A 19,048-nucleotide genomic window follows, 5' to 3' on the forward strand; every position below is an offset into this window, starting at 1 on the left:
AAGTGTCGTGTCCCGGGGCAAAGACATAGACAAGGAATTTCCGGGACACGACACTAGCCGACCCGGCTGATCAGACCCTGGCACTGGGTCTGTTTCTCTCGTGCAGAATCCTCAGACCCGCGAGCGTAAGGGACACATCAAGTGTGTGAGGAGTCTTGAGAAGAGGGCTCACTATCGGCGCGTTCCCTCCGGTCAGGATGACCTTCGGAGAAAGACCCATCTCTTTTGTGATCTTCTCGACCAGGCCGTCTATCTGGCTTGCAGTACCGTGAACTATTCCCGACTGCAGGCTCTCTTCGGTCGTCCTTCCGATGACCTTTGCCGGCGCTCTGAGCTCAACTCGCGCGAGCCGGGCACCTCTGCGAAAGAGCTCCTCTGCAGATGTGCCCATTCCGGGAGCTATGACGCCACCGGCATAACTTCCATCCTCGGAAACCACATCAAAGGTCGTTGCTGTTCCAAGGTCAACTATGACGGCCGGCTTCCCATAGCACTCCATGGCCGCGACTGCGTTTGCGATTCTATCGGCGCCGACCGATGACGGATCGAGGTAAAGTATCTTGATCCCGAGTTTGAGGCCGGAACTGATGGTGACGGGGCTTACATTCAGGAAAGTTCTTGCCATTTCTTCGAATCCCGGCGTAAGGGAAGGAACCACCGACGAAATCACGACTCCTTTTATCGATTTCACATCGATACCGCATCCATCGAGGAGGTTTGTTATGGTGAGCGCATCCTCATCGGCAGTTCGCTGGGGCGAGGTAGAGAGTCTCCACTCCTTCGTGAGCTTCTCTCCGTCAAAGACCCCGATGACTATGTTTGTATTCCCTACGTCAATCGCCAGAAGCATTTCTTTCGTCACCTCCTCAATCTCAAATCATCCGGTTGGCAATCATACCTACCGCAGACCCTCCTGAGAAGCATTAGGTGCGAGTGCGGTTTTTCTCTTTCTCGCCCACACAAATCCAGAGAAAGCTATGCTGATGCCGTACAGAATCAGTATCGGGATGACCATTGCAATTTGTGAAATCACGTCGCCGCCGGGAGTCAGAACTGCGCCGAGAATGAAGATGATAACAATTGCATAGCGCCACTTTTCCATCAGGAACCTGGGAGAAAGGATACCGAACCAAGTCAATGTTGACGCAACTATTGGAAGCTGGAAGAGAATTGCCGCGGCAAGGCAAAGCCTCATCACGAATCCAAGATAGTTCGATACCGAAATCATAGGGGTCACCGAAGGCCCGCCGAAGCCAATCAGGACTTTCACGATTATCGGCACAAGAGCGAGGTATCCGAACAAAACGCCCAGGAGGAACAAGACTGTCGAAAGAACGACCAAGGGAAAGAGGAGCGCCCGTTCGTTCTCAAGAAGTCCCGGGACAATGAACCCCCATGCCTTGTAGCTCACGTACGGAAGCGAAACCAGAATTCCGATAATGATTGAAAGCTTGAATCGCGTGGCGAAGGCCTCGGCCGGCGACAGGAAAACTGCTTTTCCGATCGGCCTCACAAGGAAATTCATCAATTCCCTTGAGAAGACCCAGCCGAAAATGGTGAAGACTGCGACCGCCGCGATGCTGAGTAGAATTGCCTTTCTCAGCTCCTCGAGATGCTCGAGAAACGGCATCTCGACCTCTCCCGTTTTCTTTTTTCTAAAGCTGAAGATTCCCAATCAGGGTATCCAGTTGATAGGGGTAAAGGGTTCGAGGGTTCAAGAAAAACAGATTGCATCACTCAACACATTCTTCAAGCATTCGGGCGCCTGGAACCCTAGAACCCTTTCTTTTCACTTCTCGCCAAGTATGGATCTAAGTTCGTCCATGAACTGGTTTATGTCCTTGAAGTGACGGTAAACAGAAGCGAAACGCACATATGCCACCTCATCCAGCTCCGAAAGCTCCTCCATTACCATCTCGCCAATCTTTGCGGAGGCGGCTTCTGACTGGAGCTCCTTCTGAAATTCAGTCTCAATCTTGTCAACGATTGCCCATATGGAATCCTGCGGAACCGGCCTTTTCTCGCAGGCCTTCTGTATGCCACGGAAGAGTTTGTCCCTCGAGAATGGCTCCCTCCTCCCGTCTTTCTTCACAACTACGATTTGTGCATCTTCGACGTACTCGTAGGTAGTAAACCTCCTCTTGCAGGCCTTGCAGGCGCGCCTTCTTCTTACGGCCCTCCCGTCTCTCGTGGCTCGTGAGTCAATGACTTTGTTGTCACTGTTCCCGCAAGAAGGACAATTCATGTTTCCCTATCCTTGGCATCGCCTCGATTGCGCTAACCACACCCGCTCACCAACCTCTCCCCTCTGGGGAGAGGAATAAGGTGAGGGGATTTCGTCTTTCACACGAAACCGACGTCGCCAGAAAGTATGCGCTCCTGGATGCCGGAGTCAAGCCTGACAATGAGGGCTCCGCTTTCGTCCACGTCGTGCGCGATGCCCTCGATAACTCTTCCTCTGCACCTGACAGAGATTCTCTTCCCCCACATGTCCGTCATCCCTTTCCATTCCTCAAGGAGCGGATCGAGTCCCGACCTGCAAAAAGTAAGGTAGAGGGATTCAAGCTCGCAAAGAAAAGAGAGGAGAACATCGTAACGGTCAACCCTTCGCCCAAGTTCCAGACCCAAAGAGGTGGCAGATGCCCCCACCGCATCAGGTAGCGAAGCATTATCCTGATTCACGTTGATGCCGACTCCGAGCACTATGAACTCTATCTTGTCGGGCTCCGCCGCCATCTCTGTAAGAATCCCGGCGACCTTTTTTCCTGAAACCAGAACGTCGTTTGGCCACTTCACAAACGCAGAGAGTCCGGTGACCCTTCGTATTGCCTTTACCACAGCGACCGACGCTACGAAACTCAAGCCGGGCGCGAGAGCAGCAGGAACGTCCGGCTTCAAAAGAATGGACATCCAGATGCCGACTCCCCGTGGCGAATACCACTTCCTCCGGAGTCTCCCCCTGCCCGTCGTCTGTTCCTCAGCAATGACAAGCAGGCCTTCTTCTTCTCCTTCCTCAGCAAGCGCAAGGAGGATATCGTTTGTTGAACCCACACGGTCATAGACCCTCACATTGCGTCCGAGCTTCACAGTCTCGAGGCGAGAGAGGATTCGCTCCTTTGACCAGAGGGCATGCTCGGATGCACCCGGTTTGCTTTCTCCGGCGCCTTTCATACGCCCCATTCAATCTTCCCAGGTTTCATCGATCTCGAGGGAGAGGTCAATGGCTTTGGGAGAATGAGTAAGCGCTCCGACAGAAATGAGATCGACTCCGGCGAGCGCAATTGTCCTCACATTCTTGAGCGTTACGCCTCCGGAGGCCTCAATATCAGGCACCCTTCCTTTCTTACCCTCCCTGATCATTCCTACCGCCTTCCTCATCTGACCGGCATCCATGTTATCGAGCATGATTCTGTCAACTCCCTGATCAAGGATCTCTTTCAATTCATCAAGGGTCCTAACCTCAACCTCAACCGGAAGCTCCTGCTTCTCTTCTTTCATCCGCTCGTTTATCTTCTGAACGGCTTCCTTGATTCTCTTCATTGCCCTGACATGATTACCCTTCACAAGGTACATGTCGAAAAGTCCGAACCTGTGGTTCACTCCTCCCCCAACCTTGACAGCATACTTCTCAAGTATTCTGATTCCGGGCGTTGTCTTCCTTGTATCGGCTATCTTCGCGCCGGTTCCCTGAATCTTGTCAACGAATGCTCGTGTCAGCGTGGCAACACCGGACATCCGCTGGAGGAAATTCAATGCGACCCTTTCGGCCGTGACAATCGATCTCGCTTTCCCGCTTATCCCGCATACCCTTTTCCCACTTTCAAGTTTCTCCCCGTCCCTCATGAGGGGGTTGAATTCCAGGTTTTTGTCGACGGTTGAGAATACGAGCCGTGCCACGTCTAATCCCGCAAGCACGCCCTCCCCCCGGGCGACAATATATGCAGTCGCCTTGAGGCCTTCAGGGATTATCGCCTCTGTCGTCACATCTCCCTCACCGACATCTTCGGTTAAAGCCAATCTCACAAGGGGCTCGGCAATTGTTTCGATTTTCATCTTCTTCCTCGACCTCCGGATCGGGTGCCCGGTTTCCCGGGAGGAGCTGGTTCAGAAATCCTGAGCTCTTCTATCCGGTCTCTCAAGCTTGCTGCTTTCTCGAACTCGAATTTCTTGGCCGCAAGGAGCATTTCCCTTTCCAGGAGTTTCAACAGCTCCTCTTTCTCCATTTCCTGGAAAGCTGGAAGTACCGGCTCTTCTTCACTGCCTCGCGCAGCATCTGCAACGGACGTTGCTCTCAGTACCTCCTCCTCTGACTTCACAATTGATCTCGGCTCAACGTTATGCTTCTTGTTGTAGGCAAGCTGTTTCTCCCTTCTTCTATTCGTCTCGTCTATCGCTCTCTTCATGGACGACGTCATTTTGTCGGCGAAAAGAATCACTTCGCCGCCTACGTTCCTTGCAGCTCTGCCCGAAGTCTGTATGATGGACCTTTCCGACCGCAAAAAACCCTCCTTGTCTGCATCCAGAATGGCAACAAGGGAGACCTCCGGCAAGTCAAGCCCTTCACGGAGCAGATTTATCCCGACAAGAACATCAAAATCCGCAAGCCTCAAACCTCGCAATATCTCAACTCGCTCTATTGCCCCGATGTCCGAATGAATGTACCGCACCTTGACACCCATATTATGAAGATACTCGGTCAGGTCTTCAGACATCCTCTTTGTGAGCGTTGTGACCAGCACTCTTTCTTTTTTCTCAACCCTCTTCCTGATTTCCTCAAGAAGCTCATCAACCTGGGTCTCAACCGGTCTCAGAGTCACCCTTGGATCAACGAGTCCCGTGGGCCTTATTATCTGCTCAACCACAACCCCGCCGGACTTCTCTATCTCATAGTCACTCGGGGTTGCTGAAACGAATATGATCTGTTTGGCAAGCGCCTCAAATTCATCGAATCTCAGTGGCCTGTTATCAAGGGCAGATGGAAGACGAAAACCATACTCAACAAGCGTCTCTTTTCTTGACCTGTCCCCTTCGTACATTCCGCCGACCTGGGGAATTGTGACATGCGATTCATCAACGATGATCAGGAATCGCTCCGGGAAATAGTCAATGAGAGTGTACGGTTTCTCACCTGGTTCTCTCCCCCCAAGGTGTCTTGAATAGTTCTCGATTCCCGGACAATACCCAACCTCACGGAGCATCTCGAGGTCGTAGTTTGTTCTCATCTTCAGCCGCTGCGCTTCAACGTACTTTTCCTGAGCAAGAAGCTCTCCATGCCTCTGTTCAAGTTCCTCTTCAATGGCCTTCATTGCCGATTCGAGCCTCGTAGGAGTCGTCAGAAAGTGCTTTGCCGGGTAGATCGCCGCCCTCTCAAGCCCGGTCAGTTTCTTCCCGGTTAGAGGGTCTGTTATGGAGAGGTTCTCGACAATATCGTCCGAAAACTCTATCCTGAGCGCTGTCTCTTCGTACGCGGGTCTTACCTCGACCACTTCTCCCCTTACTCTGAATGTCCCTCTTTTGAAATCGATGTCGTTCCTCGAGTACTGAATCTGAACCAGCTTCTCGAGCACCTCGTCTCTGTCCGCCAGATCGCCCTTCATGAGATACACCATCAGGTTTTTCCAATCATCGGGAGAGCCAAGCCCGTATATGCACGAAACGCTTGCCACGATAATGCAGTCGTTTCTCTCTTGAAGCATTGAAGTTGCGCTCAGCCTGAGTCTATCTATGTCCTCATTTATCGAAGCATCCTTTTCTATGTATGTGTTCGTCTGGGGAACATATGCCTCAGGCTGGTAGTAATCGTAGTAGCTGACGAAATATCCGACTGCATTGTCCGGGAAAAACGACTTGAACTCTCCGTAGAGCTGTGCCGCAAGCGTTTTGTTGTGAGAAATCACGAGAGTGGGAAGGCCGGCATTCTGGACTACATTTGCTATCGTGAAGGTCTTTCCGGAACCTGTTACGCCGAGGAGAGTCTGGCACCTTTTACCATTCTCAATGCCTCTTGTGAGTTCTTCAATCGCGTTCGGCTGATCGCCCTGGGGAGTGTAGGAAGAGCGGAGTTTGAAAGTGGTTTCTTTTCTTGCCATGAGGTTTTGGAATCCCCCTCACCCCTTGTCCTCTCCGGAAGGGGAGAGGAAGATTGAGGATGAGATCCTTGCTAGCTCCCCACTCTACCGTCTGGATGAAGCATAGGAGGCTGTGAGAGAGATTTCCTAGCTCCTGATTCGCACTGTGTAGGATACAGTCACTGAATCGTCTTTCGCAACCGTCACCGGGAACTCGATAGTTGATGCATCTTTCTTCACGAACTCATGGGATTTCTTGATGATCTCCCAGTCTCCGCCGAAATGCTCAACAGCCAGAACGTCGGCGCTCCCGCTCTTATGATTCCTCAACACTATCTCGATGTTCTCTTCCCTCATCCTGTCGGTGATCCTGCTCGACGACTTCAAGGTTCTTTCGCCGACAAGATCAAAAGCAAACCCCGGGAAAAGTGTTACCTTTTCGTCTTTTGAGGTATGAGAAATTCTGTCTTCGCCAACGAACTCCGAGAAGCCGTCAGGAGATTCCTTGTAAACCTTGATCTTTCCGGCAGGAAGCGGAATTCCGAGCCCATCCTTTTCACTGTTCATGAATTCCAGATTGACGGCGACTTTCTGTCCGTACCTTGCCCCGTCATATCTGAACAGCTTCTTCACTGCTACCGTCTGTGGGTCGAAGAGCGAAACGAGCTTTGTCTCCTGCTGGTCGATTGTTACAACTCTTTGCAGCTTGTAGGTGCGGTACTCGAAAACGGGCTCCTCTTCCATCCCGGAATCCAGGGCAGGCGCCATTCCCATCGCACGTGCTTCACCAACGAATCTTGGCCGCGGCCCTGCTTCCTCCGCCCTCCTGACATCTCCGGCGATAAACTTAACTTTTGCATTCTGAAACCGGGCGCCCGCCATATTCTCGAGCGAGACGGAACCGGAAAGAATGAGCTTTTCCTCAGTCCCGTCAAGTTTCGCGGCATATTCGCCACGCCAGGTTATTCCACTCGCGAGATAACTGATCTCCAGGTCCTCCTTACCCGCCCTATCGGAGTTTACCTGAATGAACAACGTCGGTTTCAGAAGAAGCTCATCAGGAACTGAAGCGAAATTTATCTCGCGCACCTCGTCTTTGCTCACAAACCTCGCACCCTGCGCATCCGAGAGAACAATGCCCGAGCCGTCAGAGGAGAAAAGCTGCCCTCTCAGGACTTTCTCGCCTTTCGTGAGAATCTCAACCTCCTGTCCGATGTATTTCTCAAGGAGTTTTCCGATTCCCATCGTCGCCGGCTCGTATCTCTTCTCGATGATGCGAAGCTGGGCGCCGCCCTTTGCTCCCACCAGGATCGAGCCCGGCTCAATTGTCGCAGGGATATCTTCCAGCGAAACCTCGCTTCTTCCCCTCTCGAGGGTCACATTCCTCACCTCTTTGACAAGAACAAGGCCTCTGGGATAGATAGTCAGAGATAGTTCATTTCCGTAAGATGGGACAGCCAGAACGAGGCAGAGAATCATAAAAGACAGGAGCATCACCCTTCTATTTGTCATCATGGAACACCTCCCAATCCCGCAGCGAAAATCGAAGCTCGAGAACCGGCGGCTTGCCTTTAGCTGCCGTTTAGTGATGAAAGGCTCTTCTCGAGATTTTCCTTGGTCTGCCCGAGAGTCTGAAGTTTCGTCTTTTCTTTTTCCACTACTTCCTTACGGGCTTTGATGAGGAAGTCTTCATTCGAGAGCTTCTTCTTCGAGGCTTCAAATTCCTTAAGGACCTTCTCAAGTTCCCTTACCAGTCTTGTTCTTTCAGCCTGGACATCTATCAGCCCTTCCAAAGGAAGGAATATCTCTGCAAACGGAATCACCGAAGTGGCGGCGACCCCGGGGCGCTCGATGGAAGCTCCGGCTTCGAGTTTATCAACCTTGCCAAGGAGTTTCACATAATCAGTGCATCTTTCGATAATCTCCTTTTCCTCTCCGGCCATCCTGATGAAGCATGAGGCTTTCTTGCCCGGAGGAACATTCATCTCCGATCTGAGATTCCTGATTGCAGTGACCACTCTTTGCACAGTCTCCATCTCATGCTCTGTTTTCTTGTCAAGCCAGCCCCGCTTTCCCTTCGGCCATTCCGACACGACTATGCTCGAATCGTTTTTGTGGAGAGTCTGCCAGAGCTCTTCGGTGATGAATGGCATGAACGGATGGAGCAGCCGGAGAATTCCAGAGAGAGCCCAAATCATGGTCTTCTTTACAGACTCGGAGGACGAAGAGCCGTCCGTGAGATGGTGCTTGGCCATCTCAAGGTACCAATCGCAGAAGTCGTGCCAGACGAATTCATAAAGCCGCGATGAGGCGTCATTCAATCTGAAAGTCCTGATGAGACGTGTAACGTCTTTGCTCGCGCCTGCGAATCTACTGAGGATCCACCTGTCGGGAAGGGAGAGGTCCTCGATTTCCGGAAGCTCATCGACAGGTGTTCCATCAACATTCATGAGCACAAACCGTGAGGCGTTCCAGAGTTTGTTGGCGAAGTGCTTTCCTGTATCAAGTCTTGATTTCGAGAAAAGAATATCCTGGCCCTGGGGCGTGAGCAGGCACATCGAGAACCTGAGCGCATCGGCGCCAAACTCATCAATCACTTCTAACGGGTCAGGGGAATTTCCAAGAGACTTGCTCATTCTTCTACCAAGCTCGTCGCGCACCATTCCAGTAAGGTACACGTTCTTGAAAGGAACCTGCCCTGTAAACTCCAGCCCTGCCATGACCATCCTTGCGACCCAGAAAAAGATTATGTCGTGTCCCGTGACAAGGACGGAGGTCGGATAGAACGCCTCTAGATCTTCTGTCTTCTCAGGCCACCCGAGAGTCGAGAATGGCCAGAGCCACGAGGAAAACCAGGTGTCAAGGACGTCTTCATCCTGGTGCATGGAAGATCGGCATTCCGGGCAGCCATCCGGTTTCTCCACTCCGACACAGATTCCTTTGCACTTTGGATCATCGCAATACCAGACAGGAATTCGGTGTCCCCACCACAGCTGTCTTGATATGCACCAGTCTCTAATGTTCTCAAGCCAGTGAACGTAGACTTTTTCCCATCTTTTCGGAAACAACTTGGGCGTGCCGTTTCTGAACATCTGAAGGGCTGGCTCGGCAAGCGGCTTCATTTTCACAAACCACTGAAGCGAGAGATAAGGCTCTGTCACAGTCTCGCATCTTGAGCAGTGTCCGACAGAGAAGTCGTGCTCCTCAACCTTGCTCAGGAATCCTCTGTCCCTCAAACCCTCAACTATCCTTTCCCTGCACTCGTATCTGTTGAGACCCTGGAAGTCTCCTGCATTCTCGTTCATCATCCCGTCTCCGCGCATGACACTGATCGGCGTGAGCCCGTGTCTCTGTCCCATATCAAAGTCATTCGGATCATGCGCAGGAGTGACTTTCACAGCGCCCGTGCCAAACTTCGGATCAACATAATCATCAGCGATTATGGGAAGCTCCCTCCTCATGAAAGGAAGCATGACTGTCTTTCCGACCAGGTGCTTGTATCTCTTGTCCTTTGGATTCACCGCGACGGCCACATCTCCCAGCATTGTCTCCGGCCGGGTAGTCGCAACAGTCATGAACTTCTTTGAGCCCTTTATCGGGTACTTGAGGTAGTAAAGGCTTCCCTTTGTTTCTCTGTATTCAACTTCTTCGTCGGAGAGCGCGGTCTCGCATCTCGGACACCAGTTTATGATGTAGTTCCCGCGATAAATCAGACCCTTTTCGTAGAGACTCACAAAAACCTGGATGACTGCTTTTGAGAGCCCTTCGTCCATCGTGAAACGCTCCCGCTCCCAGTCGCAGGAACAGCCGAGCTTCTGAAGCTGCTTCACGATTGTTGCGCCATATTGCGCCTTCCACTTCCAGACCTCTTCAACGAATTTCTCTCTCCCGAGTGAGTTTCTCTTGATGCCTTTCTCGAGAAGTCTTCTTTCAACCACATTCTGGGTGGCGATTCCGGCGTGGTCAGTGCCCGGGAGCCACAACGTTTCGAATCCTTCCATCCTGTTCCACCTGACAAGAATGTCCTGGATCGTATTGTTCAGAACATGCCCCATGGTAAGGCTGCCGGTGACATTCGGAGGCGGGATTACGATGGAAAACACTTCCTTCCTGGTGTTGGCGGAAGCCCGGAAATATCCCTTTTCGAGCCAGCTGGCGTAACACTTGGCCTCAACAAGTCTAGGATCGTACGATTTTTCGAGCACTGACTATACCCTCGGGTTTTTCTGAACTCGGGGAAAAACACTTCCAGCCAGGAGGCACTTTTTCCAAACCTATCACAAGTGCGCCGCTTCGGTCAACCGCCTGCCGTGAAATGTACAGCCGGCGTGTTATGTTGACAAGATCGCATATAAGAGCGATTATCCTGGAAACTGTATAAGCAGTAGCTAGCCCGTGAAGGAGGGCCTGGAACCGTGATGACCCGCATCCGCAGAGGACTGAAACGATTGTCCTTCTCGCTGTATTCAGCCGGGTGCCGGGCGGGTATATACATCCTGCCGGCACATTACTATGTTCCAATCGCCAACGTCCGCGAGCTTGCCAAGACTCGCTCACAGTGGGCAAGGAAATCGCTCCTTCCTGGCATATCCGTCACCCTGAATGAGCAGGTCGTTGTGTTAAGAGACGTCTGTCTCCCCTTTCAAAGTGAATATGCCGGGAATCCCTTCTACCACGATGCCGTCAAGCACAACTTTGGTCCAGGGTTCGGTGCAATCGAAGCCTAGGCACTTCACGCAGTCGTCAGGTATCTCAGGCCCGCCACCATCATCGAAGTTGGCGGGGGGGTGACAACTGCTTGCATGGCCGCCGCTGTCGCCCAGAACACACGCGAAGGCGCCCCCCCAGCCAGGCTAGTTTCGATCGAGCCGCATCCCTCGAGGCCACTCCTCGCGTTGCGGGACGTCGAAGTTCGGAAGACTCACGTCCAGGATGTCTCGCTTGAGACTTTCCAGCAACTGTCTGCGGGCGACTTGCTCTTCATCGACTCATCACATACCGTCAGGCCAGGCAGCGACGTAAACTTTATCATCCTCGAGGTGGTTCCCCGTCTCGCTACCGGAGTCGTCGTGCACTTTCATGACATATTCCTCCCATTTGACTATCCGCGAGACGTACTCCATACCTACTTTCATTGGCAGGAGACATCGCTCCTGCGAGCCTACCTCACAGAGAACCCAAGCACGCGAATTCTGTTCTGTATGAGCCAACTCCATTACGATCGCCCAGATGTCCTGAAGGAAGTCTTCCCTGACTATCGCCCAGCCCCCGGTTGCGACGGCCTTGCGGTTGATCCAAGAGCAGAGCAGGGATCCCCCGAGCGTGTCCACTTCCCGGCTTCGATATATGTCCAGCGCCTATGACGCACGTGACCTGTTCCACCAATTAGATCAAGCATACCTTGCTTCTTGACTGAGGGATTTAAGTGGAATAGCGTGAGTTGCATGTTCCGCATAGCTTTGCTTTGCCTTTTCACGCTCTTCGCATTCCCGGTCTATTCGTACCCTCTTTACCCTGAGTATCTTCCGACTGACAGTTGGATCTATGAAGAACTGGAAGATCTCTGGGCAGAGGGGCACGTTGATTCGATTTTCGTTTTCACAAAGCCGCTCACGAGAAAAGAGATAGCTCTTTCACTTCTTAAATCACTGAGGGAAGACCCTGAGTTGAAGAAACACATTGGAATGTCACGGCTTCTCAGGGAGTTTTCAAGAGAGCTCGATGACATTGGGATCGATTCGGGATACAAGAGAACGCTTCCGGCCATCGAGATTAGAGAACCGGATATGGGCGCGCGCGTTTTCCTGAAGGGAGACCTTGTCGCATCAAAAACAACCGATGACCGCATCAGACTTGATGAAGGATCTCGGCTTGCCGGTGATGTTTCTGTCGGGATTCCTCCCGGCTTCTTCCTCCATGAAGAGCTTTCTGTCGGGAGAGTCATCAATCCCGACAGGTTTGGGGCCGAGAAACTTTTCAACATACCGGATTTTGCAATGAGCGTATCACGGCCATATCTCAGCATTGATACAAGATACATGGGACTGCTTCTGGGTAGAGAAAAACTCAGGTGGGGACCGGGAGTCACAGGTACACTTCTTATTTCGGACAATGCGCCCGACTACTTCATGGTTCTTGCATCAAAAGGAATAAAAGGAAGGATAAGAGGAACAGCCATGACAGGTGTCCTCGACCAGCTTAATGGAAGCTACCTCAGCGCTCACAGGGTGGATTTCGCAGTCACGAAGAAGTTCCAGTTCAGTCTTTCTGAGGCAGCAAGATACTACTCGCCAAGCCCGGATCCGGTTTATCTGATTTCGATTGTGCCTTACTCTTTCGTACCAAGGTTCCTGTACCTTGATAGCGGGATTCCTGCCGGCCACACGCTTGGCGATCCTCAGAGAAACAACGTGATGATGGCTGCCGACTTCAACTGGAGGCCGGTGAAAGGAGCCCACATATACGGAGAAATCCTCGCAGACGACCTTATATTTGAGAAAGCAGATGCTCCAAACAGGTTTGGCGTTCAGCTCGGTATGAGAAAAGTGGAGAGCCACGGCAAGAGAAGGGTGACCGTCAACTGGGAGCTCACAAGAATTACGAACTACACTTACAGCGTTCACTACAGTCTCGATACACTTGCAACCGGAAAGACCGCAAACAGAGACTTCATATACGGAGGTAGATGCCTAGGCTACGCTCTGGGACCCGATGCTGAAAGTTATCTCGTGTCAGTCACTCTGGACCATTCAATTGATTTTAGTACGATGCTTTTCGTGAACTTCGGCGGGTTTGGTCAGGGAAGACTTGGAATGCCCTGGCTTCCTGCCATGGGAAGGGTAAGCACTGCAGGACTCTCGGGCGTCTCGCTCGACGTATACGAAGCCGGCATGGAATTAAGTTTCATGCGCAGCGATAGTTTCAGGGCAAAGATGCGGGCAAGTTACGTAGGCTCATTGGCCGGCGATGCAAGGCCTTTTTTTGCCGGTCAGTGGGTAGGTGGTGGTCAATCGCTGAGCGGCAGCGAGTTCATGGTTAGATTTGAGGCTTCCTTCAGGAAGTAGCCGCGGGTTGCGCAGCTTCTCCGCTTTTTTGTCTCCAGCAGATCCCTGAACGCTTCAAGCCGCGTGAGAAGTGCTCCATCGTCTGAATGCTCATCCAGAATCACGGTGAGAACAGGTATTGAATGCTCGGCGCTCACCTTCATCATGAGACTCTGGCTCAAGACCTCCGGCATGCAGGTAAAGGGCATAACAAGGATCACACCGTCGAAACCATCCTTCTTCGCAGCTATAGTCTCGCCGATTGAAAGCGCGCCTGTGCAGAGCTCAGGATATCTCATGTACGGATAAGCGTATGTTTTGGCCATCTCGTGGTGCCTTCGGCCGTCCGGCGAGAGCCGCAGCGCCCTCAGGATTCGCTCTCCCAGCCAGTAGCTTCTCTCTGCATGGATCCCCAAATCGCCAAGCTTTGCCATGAGGTTGAAATTTACGTTGGGCTCAACAATCATGTAAGTCTCACCGACAATCATCACACGGAGTGGCTCACGGCCTGGTGACTTTTCAATTCTCTGAAACTCGCTTAGGGAAGCCTCTTTCGAATGTGCAAGCTCCTTCTTCGTTGATGCGAGATCTACGCGCTCAAATGCACTTCTCAGAATTCTGTCCGTGTCTCCCCTTCTTCTTTCGAGCGGACGGATCCTCATGGCCTCTTTTTCCAGAGATTCAAGCACTCTCTGCTTTTTCACTCCAAAAAGAAGAGCATTGAAGACTTTAAGCCAGCTCTTCCCCCCGCCAAATTTCTTGAATTCCGCCATGAAGCCGAGCGGATTGTCGTAGTTAATCGCCATCATCTTGAACTTGTAGCCGAGCTCCTTCAGGATAATCTCCTGGGCAGGCCAGTAGAATCCCAGCCTGCAGTTTCCGCAGCTTGTTGCGGTGACAACCGTGTCAGCGCCAAGCTCGAGAGCTTCAATCATGTTCCCAAGCGTAATCTTGAAAGGAAGACAAACAAGCTCCGGAGAATGCTTCACGCCGAGTTGAACCGTCTTTCCGCTTATCGGCGGAGGGACAATGAACTCCTGATCGAGTTTCGTGAAGACGGACTTCATCGAGGTCGTGAGTGTCCCCATGTGCGGGAATGCGATCTTCAAGTCATCTCCTTACATTGGCCGCAGGTGGTCCGGAAACAGGTGACTGTAGGAAATAGGTGACTGTCACTATTTTCTCCTTTTGAGCATGTCGAGGAAGGCCTCGAGCCTTGTGACGATTCCGGATTCACCAGTGTGCTCATCGACGACGAGCGGCATGAACGGAATTCCGCGGGCCTCTCTTGCCTTTCCGGAAACCAGGACCGAAAGAAGCGCATCCGGGCCGCACTGAAATGGAATAAGGTAAATTATTCCATCAACTGCTTTTTCCTTGAGCCACAGGTAGGCGCCGCCAACTATCTCCCTTGCACTCAGCCAATAGAGAGAAAACGGAAGAGTAGCCGCCTCGCGCTCAACATCCTGATAACTGAAACAGTCAATCGTAGTCGTAGATAGCCCTTGAGCAGCCAGTCTCTCCAGAAGGTCAAGACTCAACACAGAGTCGTACAGACAATAAGGTCTTCCAAGGACTCCGACCGTGAGTTTTCTTGCTTCTCCAGTGCCAACTCCATTCATGTTCCTTCCTCGTTTTGAGAAGCCGAGCATTCCCCTCTTTCTCAACGAGTGAATAGGACCTTCCGATACGAGTTCTTCTTTGAAGAGCCCTTGAGAAACCTTTGCGCCCTCTAGTGCCTCTCTTATTGACCGGCCCTTTGCACCCAGGCTTTTCCCCAACTCAAAAAAGGCTTTCTCGCCTGAGTTGCCTCTTTTCCTCAGGTCAATGACAGGGTCAAGTATTGGAGGCAAATTCTCAATCGTCCCTTTGGCCATATCAGTGAATGCAATGATCTTCGGGCAACTGTATGTTCCTGGCTCAAGACTCAAATATCTCGGAAGGAATATGCGGTCGGCGCTATTGGCAAGCTCGATGACGTGACCGAGAGCAACTTTGATGGGAAGGCAGACATCCGGCACGGATGCCTTCACGCCCTCATCAAGCGTCTCCTTCGTGCTCGGTTTTGAGACAACGACATCATATCCAAGAGCAGAAAAGAAGCTCTCCCAGAAGGGAAAGTACCTGTAGAAAAGAAGACTCCTTGGAATGGCGATTCTCACGGCTTCTCCTAGGCGCCTACAAGCTCCTCTCTACTTCCCGTCGCAGACCATCTCCCACACCTATCACCCCACCCGCAGATCCTCTCTCCTTCGATCAGCACTTCCACAACCTCGCAAAGGTTTGAGCATTCCTGACACTCGAAGCTTGTCGTTCGCAGGTCTCTCCTTGAAATGTGGAATCCACGGAATCTTGTGCGACCATTCTCCCCTGCCAATTCGGCAGCAAGAATGGCCACGCCGATTGCCCCCATGACATTGAAGTACCTGGGAACTATGACTTTCGTTTCAAGCTCCTCCTCGAATGCTCTCCGTATCCCAGAGTTTGCAGCGACTCCACCCTGGAAGATCACTGGTGATAGAATCTGTTTTCCTTTTGCAACATTTGTCAGATAATTTCTGACCAATCCCTTGGAGAGTCCCCTCACAATGCTTGATGGCGGATGGCCCATCTGCTGTTTGTGGACCATGTCCGATTCGGCAAAGACAGTACACCTGCCTGCTATCCTTACCTCATACTTGGCGGAAAGTGAAAGTTCTCCAAATCTTTCAATCGGAATGCCGAGCCTGCTTGCCTGCTGGTCGAGAAACGAACCCGTCCCGGCTGCGCAAACGGTATTCATTGCAAAATCGACGGCCACCCCGTCTCTCACGATTATTATCTTCGAATCCTGCCCACCGATTTCGAGCACAGTCTGAACATCCGGCACTTCGTGTATGGCTGCAACCGCATGAGACGTGATCTCATTCCTCACCACATCGGCTCCGAGCACCTCCCCAATCAACCTTCGCGCGCTCCCGGTTGATCCGACGCCGCAGATAGTGACGGAATTCCGGCAGAATTTTTCTGCCTGCAAAAGGGCTTGCTTGAGCGCACTGAGGGGTTCGCCCTGAGTTCTGGTGTAGAGGTGAAACACAACTTCGAGGTCTTCGTCTATGAGAGCGAGATTAGTGCTGACAGAGCCTATGTCCACACCCAGGAAAGTTTTCATCGTCAAGGTTTGTACACTCTAAGTCTGGAGGGGTTTCTTCATGTGAGTCTCAATGCAAGCCTCAAGAACTCAAGCTATCACCGTGCCGTATCGGTGTCAAGAATAGGGAAGGAACTTGTGCTCGATCGAGATCGCCAAGTCCGTTTGCCCGGGTACTGGGTCCAGTGCCAACGCCTGACCTGTTCTGGTAATGTCACGAATAGTGAGAGGACATCTCGAAGAGCAACGGGCTGGCGAGCGCCGGAAGCGCAGCCAAGACGATTCCACGAATGCGAAAAGGTTTGACAAAGTCTGGGAATCCTAATATCTTACAGGTCTGACGAAGGGGTCTGGTAAGAATAATGCTAGCAAAACATCTATCCATTGCCATCCTGTTTCTGGCTACACTGTCTCTTGCATCTGCGTTTTATGCCCCGGAAGCCGATTCGGCCGAAAGAGCGCAACAGTTTCAGTTTCAATCTCCCACCCCTGAGCAGGTCCAGAAAGCTAGAGAAAGGCTGAAGGAGACGAGTCCGCGGGGAAAGCAGGAGGAGACGCTTGCCCCGGCTGAGGCAGCCCCAACGCCGGTTGAAAGGCCGCTCTCTCCTTTTGAGCAATATGTCCGGGGAATAAGTCCTCTCACTGTCTCCACCGAATTGAGACAATTCGGCTATGACCTGTTTGAACAGCCTCCCTCCACCTTTGCCCCGGTTGAAGCCGTCCCGGTGGGTCCGGGCTATCTTCTTGGACCCGGGGACGAATTGAGGATAAACCTTTGGGGCAAGGTTACCGCCGAGCACACTGTGACAATTGACCGGGAGGGGAAGATATCGCTCCCCGAAACAGGGGTATTGCATTTATCCGGACTCACGTTCCTGGAGGGAAAGGAGTTCCTGGAGAGGGAGTTCGGCCGCTACTACAAACCTGGCGAGGTCAAGTCAAACGTAGGCATGGGCAGGCTCAGAACAATAATGGTCTATATTGTGGGAAAAGCAGAGAAACCAGGAAGCTATACTCTCTCTTCACTCTCCAGTCTCATCAATGCCCTTTTTGCAGCCGGCGGACCGAGCAAGATTGGCTCAATGAGGGATGTTCAAGTGAAGAGACAAGGGGCGACCATTGTCCACTTCGATGTGTATGATTTTCTCATGAAGGGCGACAAGAGCAAGGATATCCGGTTGATGCCGGAAGATGTGATCTTTGTTCCGGCAAACGGCCCTCTTGTGGGAATTGCGGGAAATGTCAAGGCGCCAGCGATCTATGAACTTGAGGAAGAGACAAGGCTCACGTCCTTTCTGGAGATGGCCGGGGGAGTGACTGCAAGCGGGTACCTCCAGCGGGTTCAGGTGGAAAGGGTTTTTGAAAATCGGGCAAAGGTGACCCTCGATGTCAATCTCGAAGAGCTGACGGAGGAAGACAACATCGTGCTGAGAGATGGCGATCTAGTCAGGGTCTTCTCCATCACTCAGGCCGTAACTAATCCGATCGAGCTGAGAGGAAACATCCTGAGGCCTGGAACCTACCAGTGGAGGGAAGGGATCAAGGCAAAAGACATCATAAGAAACTCTGACGAGCTTCTGCCTGATGCATTCTTGGACTTTGCCCTTGTAGAGCGGCTAGTCCCACCTGACCTCCACAAGGAGTATTTGTGGATCAGCTTAGGGAAGCTTCTGCTTGAGGGTGATGAGAAAGAAAACTTGAAGCTAAAGCCGTACGATACGATTACAATCTTCAACAAATGGGATTTGATAGACAGGGAACATGTCCGCGTAACGGGAGCGGTAAACAAACCCGGGGAATATGAGTATCGCCCGAACATGAAACTTTCGGACCTTGTGAAACTCGGAGGAGGCCTGAAGAGGCACGCATACGCAGGTGAGGCAGAGATGACCAGGGTCACTCCGACGCCCGCCGGGCCGAAGACCGAGAAGATCATAGTTAATCCTGAGAAGGCCATTGATGGAGATCCGGTATACGACGTCGAGCTCACGCAGGACGATTACCTTTTTATCAGGACTGTTCCTGAATGGGAACTCTACCGGGTGACCAGCATCACGGGCGAAGTTAAGTTTCCAGGGCAGTACACAATCAAGAAAGGCGAGACGCTGTCATCCCTGATTGAACGCGCAGGAGGTTTTACTGACAAGGCATACTTGAAAGGTGCAGCCTTCACCAGAGAGTCAACAAGAAACCTCCAGCAGCGGCACATCGATGAGTCTATAGACCGGCTGGAACAGCAGATACTTTCCTCATCAACTGCGGCTGCTGAGGCAGCCCTCACAGCAGAGGCGGCACAGCAAGCGAGGACAGTTATGGAGCAGAGGCGTGCCCTCCTCTCAAAGATGCGGGCGGCCAGGGCCCAGGGCAGAATCGCCATTAGGTTGGATGTTCTAGAGAAGTTCAAGGGATCCTCCTCAGACATTGCCTGCGAAGCCGGTGATTCTCTGAACATCCCCAGGATGCCGAGCCAGGTTCAGGTCATCGGCTCCATCTATAATCCGACCGCCTTTGTGTATGATTCCGGTGCATCAATCTCGACCTATGTCGAAAAAGCAGGCGGCTTGACCAGGGATGCCGACAAGAGAGAGATGTACGTGCTCAAGGCAGATGGGACAGTCCAGAGCAACAGGCAGGAAGGCGGATTTCTGGGCCTCGGAGGATTCATGTCCTCCAAGCTCGACCCGGGAGATACAATTGTCGTACCCGAAAAACTTCAGAGAATTGTCTGGTTGAGAGAAATAAAAGACATAACTACCGTGCTTTATCAGATTGCAGTGACAGCAGGAGTCTTGATCGTAACATTCTAG

Annotated in this window: 15 protein-coding genes; 3 read left to right on the top strand and 12 right to left on the bottom strand. The window is 52.0% G+C overall.

Annotation, left to right across the window (positions count from 1 at the left end; translation table 11 throughout):
- Positions 1-70: 70 nt before the first annotated feature.
- From QME66_05995 to QME66_06030, 8 genes are all read right to left on the bottom strand, one after another.
- The gene (locus QME66_05995; protein ID MDI6808519.1) at positions 71-862 is read right to left on the bottom strand and encodes a type III pantothenate kinase; all 792 of its coding nucleotides are present in this window, start codon (positions 860-862) and stop codon (positions 71-73) included.
- 36 nt (positions 863-898) lie between these two features.
- On the bottom strand, positions 899-1,675 hold the full coding sequence (gene tatC, locus QME66_06000) for a twin-arginine translocase subunit TatC (GenBank protein ID MDI6808520.1): 777 nt from the start codon (positions 1,673-1,675) through the stop codon (positions 899-901).
- 114 nt (positions 1,676-1,789) lie between these two features.
- Positions 1,790-2,245 (bottom strand): transcriptional regulator NrdR, encoded by a 456-nt coding sequence (gene nrdR, locus QME66_06005; protein MDI6808521.1) that lies wholly within the window; start codon positions 2,243-2,245, stop codon positions 1,790-1,792.
- 98 nt (positions 2,246-2,343) lie between these two features.
- Positions 2,344-3,180 carry a biotin--[acetyl-CoA-carboxylase] ligase gene (locus QME66_06010; protein MDI6808522.1) on the bottom strand — a complete coding sequence of 279 codons (837 nt, stop codon included), beginning with the start codon at positions 3,178-3,180 and terminating at the stop codon, positions 2,344-2,346.
- Positions 3,181-4,053, bottom strand: coding sequence for a carboxylating nicotinate-nucleotide diphosphorylase (gene nadC, locus QME66_06015; GenBank protein MDI6808523.1), 873 nt, complete (start codon positions 4,051-4,053; stop codon positions 3,181-3,183).
- The gene (gene uvrB, locus QME66_06020) at positions 4,050-6,089 is read right to left on the bottom strand and encodes an excinuclease ABC subunit UvrB (GenBank protein ID MDI6808524.1); all 2,040 of its coding nucleotides are present in this window, start codon (positions 6,087-6,089) and stop codon (positions 4,050-4,052) included. Before uvrB ends, nadC begins: the two co-directional genes overlap by 4 nt.
- Positions 6,090-6,215: 126 nt before the next feature.
- Positions 6,216-7,583 (bottom strand): hypothetical protein, encoded by a 1,368-nt coding sequence (locus QME66_06025; protein ID MDI6808525.1) that lies wholly within the window; start codon positions 7,581-7,583, stop codon positions 6,216-6,218.
- Between the two features lie 56 nt (positions 7,584-7,639).
- A complete protein-coding gene (locus tag QME66_06030) occupies positions 7,640-10,273 on the bottom strand; it encodes a valine--tRNA ligase (protein MDI6808526.1) in 2,634 nt (877 codons plus the stop codon).
- A 210-nt stretch (positions 10,274-10,483) separates the two neighbouring features.
- Between QME66_06030 and QME66_06035 the strand changes: the two genes are divergently transcribed.
- A complete protein-coding gene (locus tag QME66_06035) occupies positions 10,484-10,795 on the top strand; it encodes a hypothetical protein (protein ID MDI6808527.1) in 312 nt (103 codons plus the stop codon).
- Between the two features lie 264 nt (positions 10,796-11,059).
- On the opposite strand, the gene QME66_06040 is transcribed toward QME66_06035, so the two are convergent.
- On the bottom strand, positions 11,060-11,203 hold the full coding sequence (locus QME66_06040) for a hypothetical protein (GenBank protein MDI6808528.1): 144 nt from the start codon (positions 11,201-11,203) through the stop codon (positions 11,060-11,062).
- 309 nt (positions 11,204-11,512) lie between these two features.
- Between QME66_06040 and QME66_06045 the strand changes: the two genes are divergently transcribed.
- On the top strand, positions 11,513-13,132 hold the full coding sequence (locus tag QME66_06045; GenBank protein MDI6808529.1) for a hypothetical protein: 1,620 nt from the start codon (positions 11,513-11,515) through the stop codon (positions 13,130-13,132).
- Here QME66_06045 and QME66_06050 read toward each other — a convergent pair.
- The 3 genes from QME66_06050 to QME66_06060 all read right to left on the bottom strand — a co-directional run bounded on the left by QME66_06050 (position 13,075) and on the right by QME66_06060 (position 16,262).
- On the bottom strand, positions 13,075-14,220 hold the full coding sequence (locus QME66_06050; protein ID MDI6808530.1) for a CoA protein activase: 1,146 nt from the start codon (positions 14,218-14,220) through the stop codon (positions 13,075-13,077). The two genes, QME66_06045 and QME66_06050, sit on opposite strands and share 58 nt — an antisense overlap.
- A 66-nt stretch (positions 14,221-14,286) precedes the next feature.
- Positions 14,287-15,273 carry an acyl-CoA dehydratase activase-related protein gene (locus tag QME66_06055; GenBank protein ID MDI6808531.1) on the bottom strand — a complete coding sequence of 329 codons (987 nt, stop codon included), beginning with the start codon at positions 15,271-15,273 and terminating at the stop codon, positions 14,287-14,289.
- Between the two features lie 8 nt (positions 15,274-15,281).
- Entirely contained in the window at positions 15,282-16,262 is a 981-nt protein-coding gene (locus QME66_06060) for an acyl-CoA dehydratase activase (protein ID MDI6808532.1), read from the bottom strand.
- Positions 16,263-16,603: 341 nt separating this feature from the next.
- On the opposite strand from QME66_06060, the gene QME66_06065 reads away from it, so the two are divergent.
- Positions 16,604-19,048: an SLBB domain-containing protein gene (locus tag QME66_06065; GenBank protein MDI6808533.1), complete on the top strand. Its 2,445-nt coding sequence runs from the start codon at positions 16,604-16,606 to the stop codon at positions 19,046-19,048.

This window comes from Candidatus Eisenbacteria bacterium (genome assembly GCA_030017955.1).
In the GTDB taxonomy this organism is placed as follows: Bacteria; Eisenbacteria; RBG-16-71-46; order JASEGR01; family JASEGR01; genus JASEGR01.

Bases quoted from the DNA above. Each gene is read 5' to 3' on its own strand.
- nrdR (MDI6808521.1), bottom strand. From the start codon at position 2,245: ATGAATTGTCCTTCTTGCGGGAACAGTGACAACAAAGTCATTGACTCA.
- QME66_06010 (MDI6808522.1), bottom strand. From the start codon at position 3,180: ATGGGGCGTATGAAAGGCGCCGGAGAAAGCAAACCGGGTGCATCCGAG.
- nadC (MDI6808523.1), bottom strand. From the start codon at position 4,053: ATGAAAATCGAAACAATTGCCGAGCCCCTTGTGAGATTGGCTTTAACC.
- uvrB (MDI6808524.1), bottom strand. From the start codon at position 6,089: ATGGCAAGAAAAGAAACCACTTTCAAACTCCGCTCTTCCTACACTCCC.
- QME66_06025 (MDI6808525.1), bottom strand. From the start codon at position 7,583: ATGATGACAAATAGAAGGGTGATGCTCCTGTCTTTTATGATTCTCTGC.
- QME66_06040 (MDI6808528.1), bottom strand. From the start codon at position 11,203: ATGAAAGTAGGTATGGAGTACGTCTCGCGGATAGTCAAATGGGAGGAA.
- QME66_06045 (MDI6808529.1), top strand. From the start codon at position 11,513: ATGTTCCGCATAGCTTTGCTTTGCCTTTTCACGCTCTTCGCATTCCCG.
- QME66_06060 (MDI6808532.1), bottom strand. From the start codon at position 16,262: ATGAAAACTTTCCTGGGTGTGGACATAGGCTCTGTCAGCACTAATCTC.
- QME66_06065 (MDI6808533.1), top strand. From the start codon at position 16,604: ATGCTAGCAAAACATCTATCCATTGCCATCCTGTTTCTGGCTACACTG.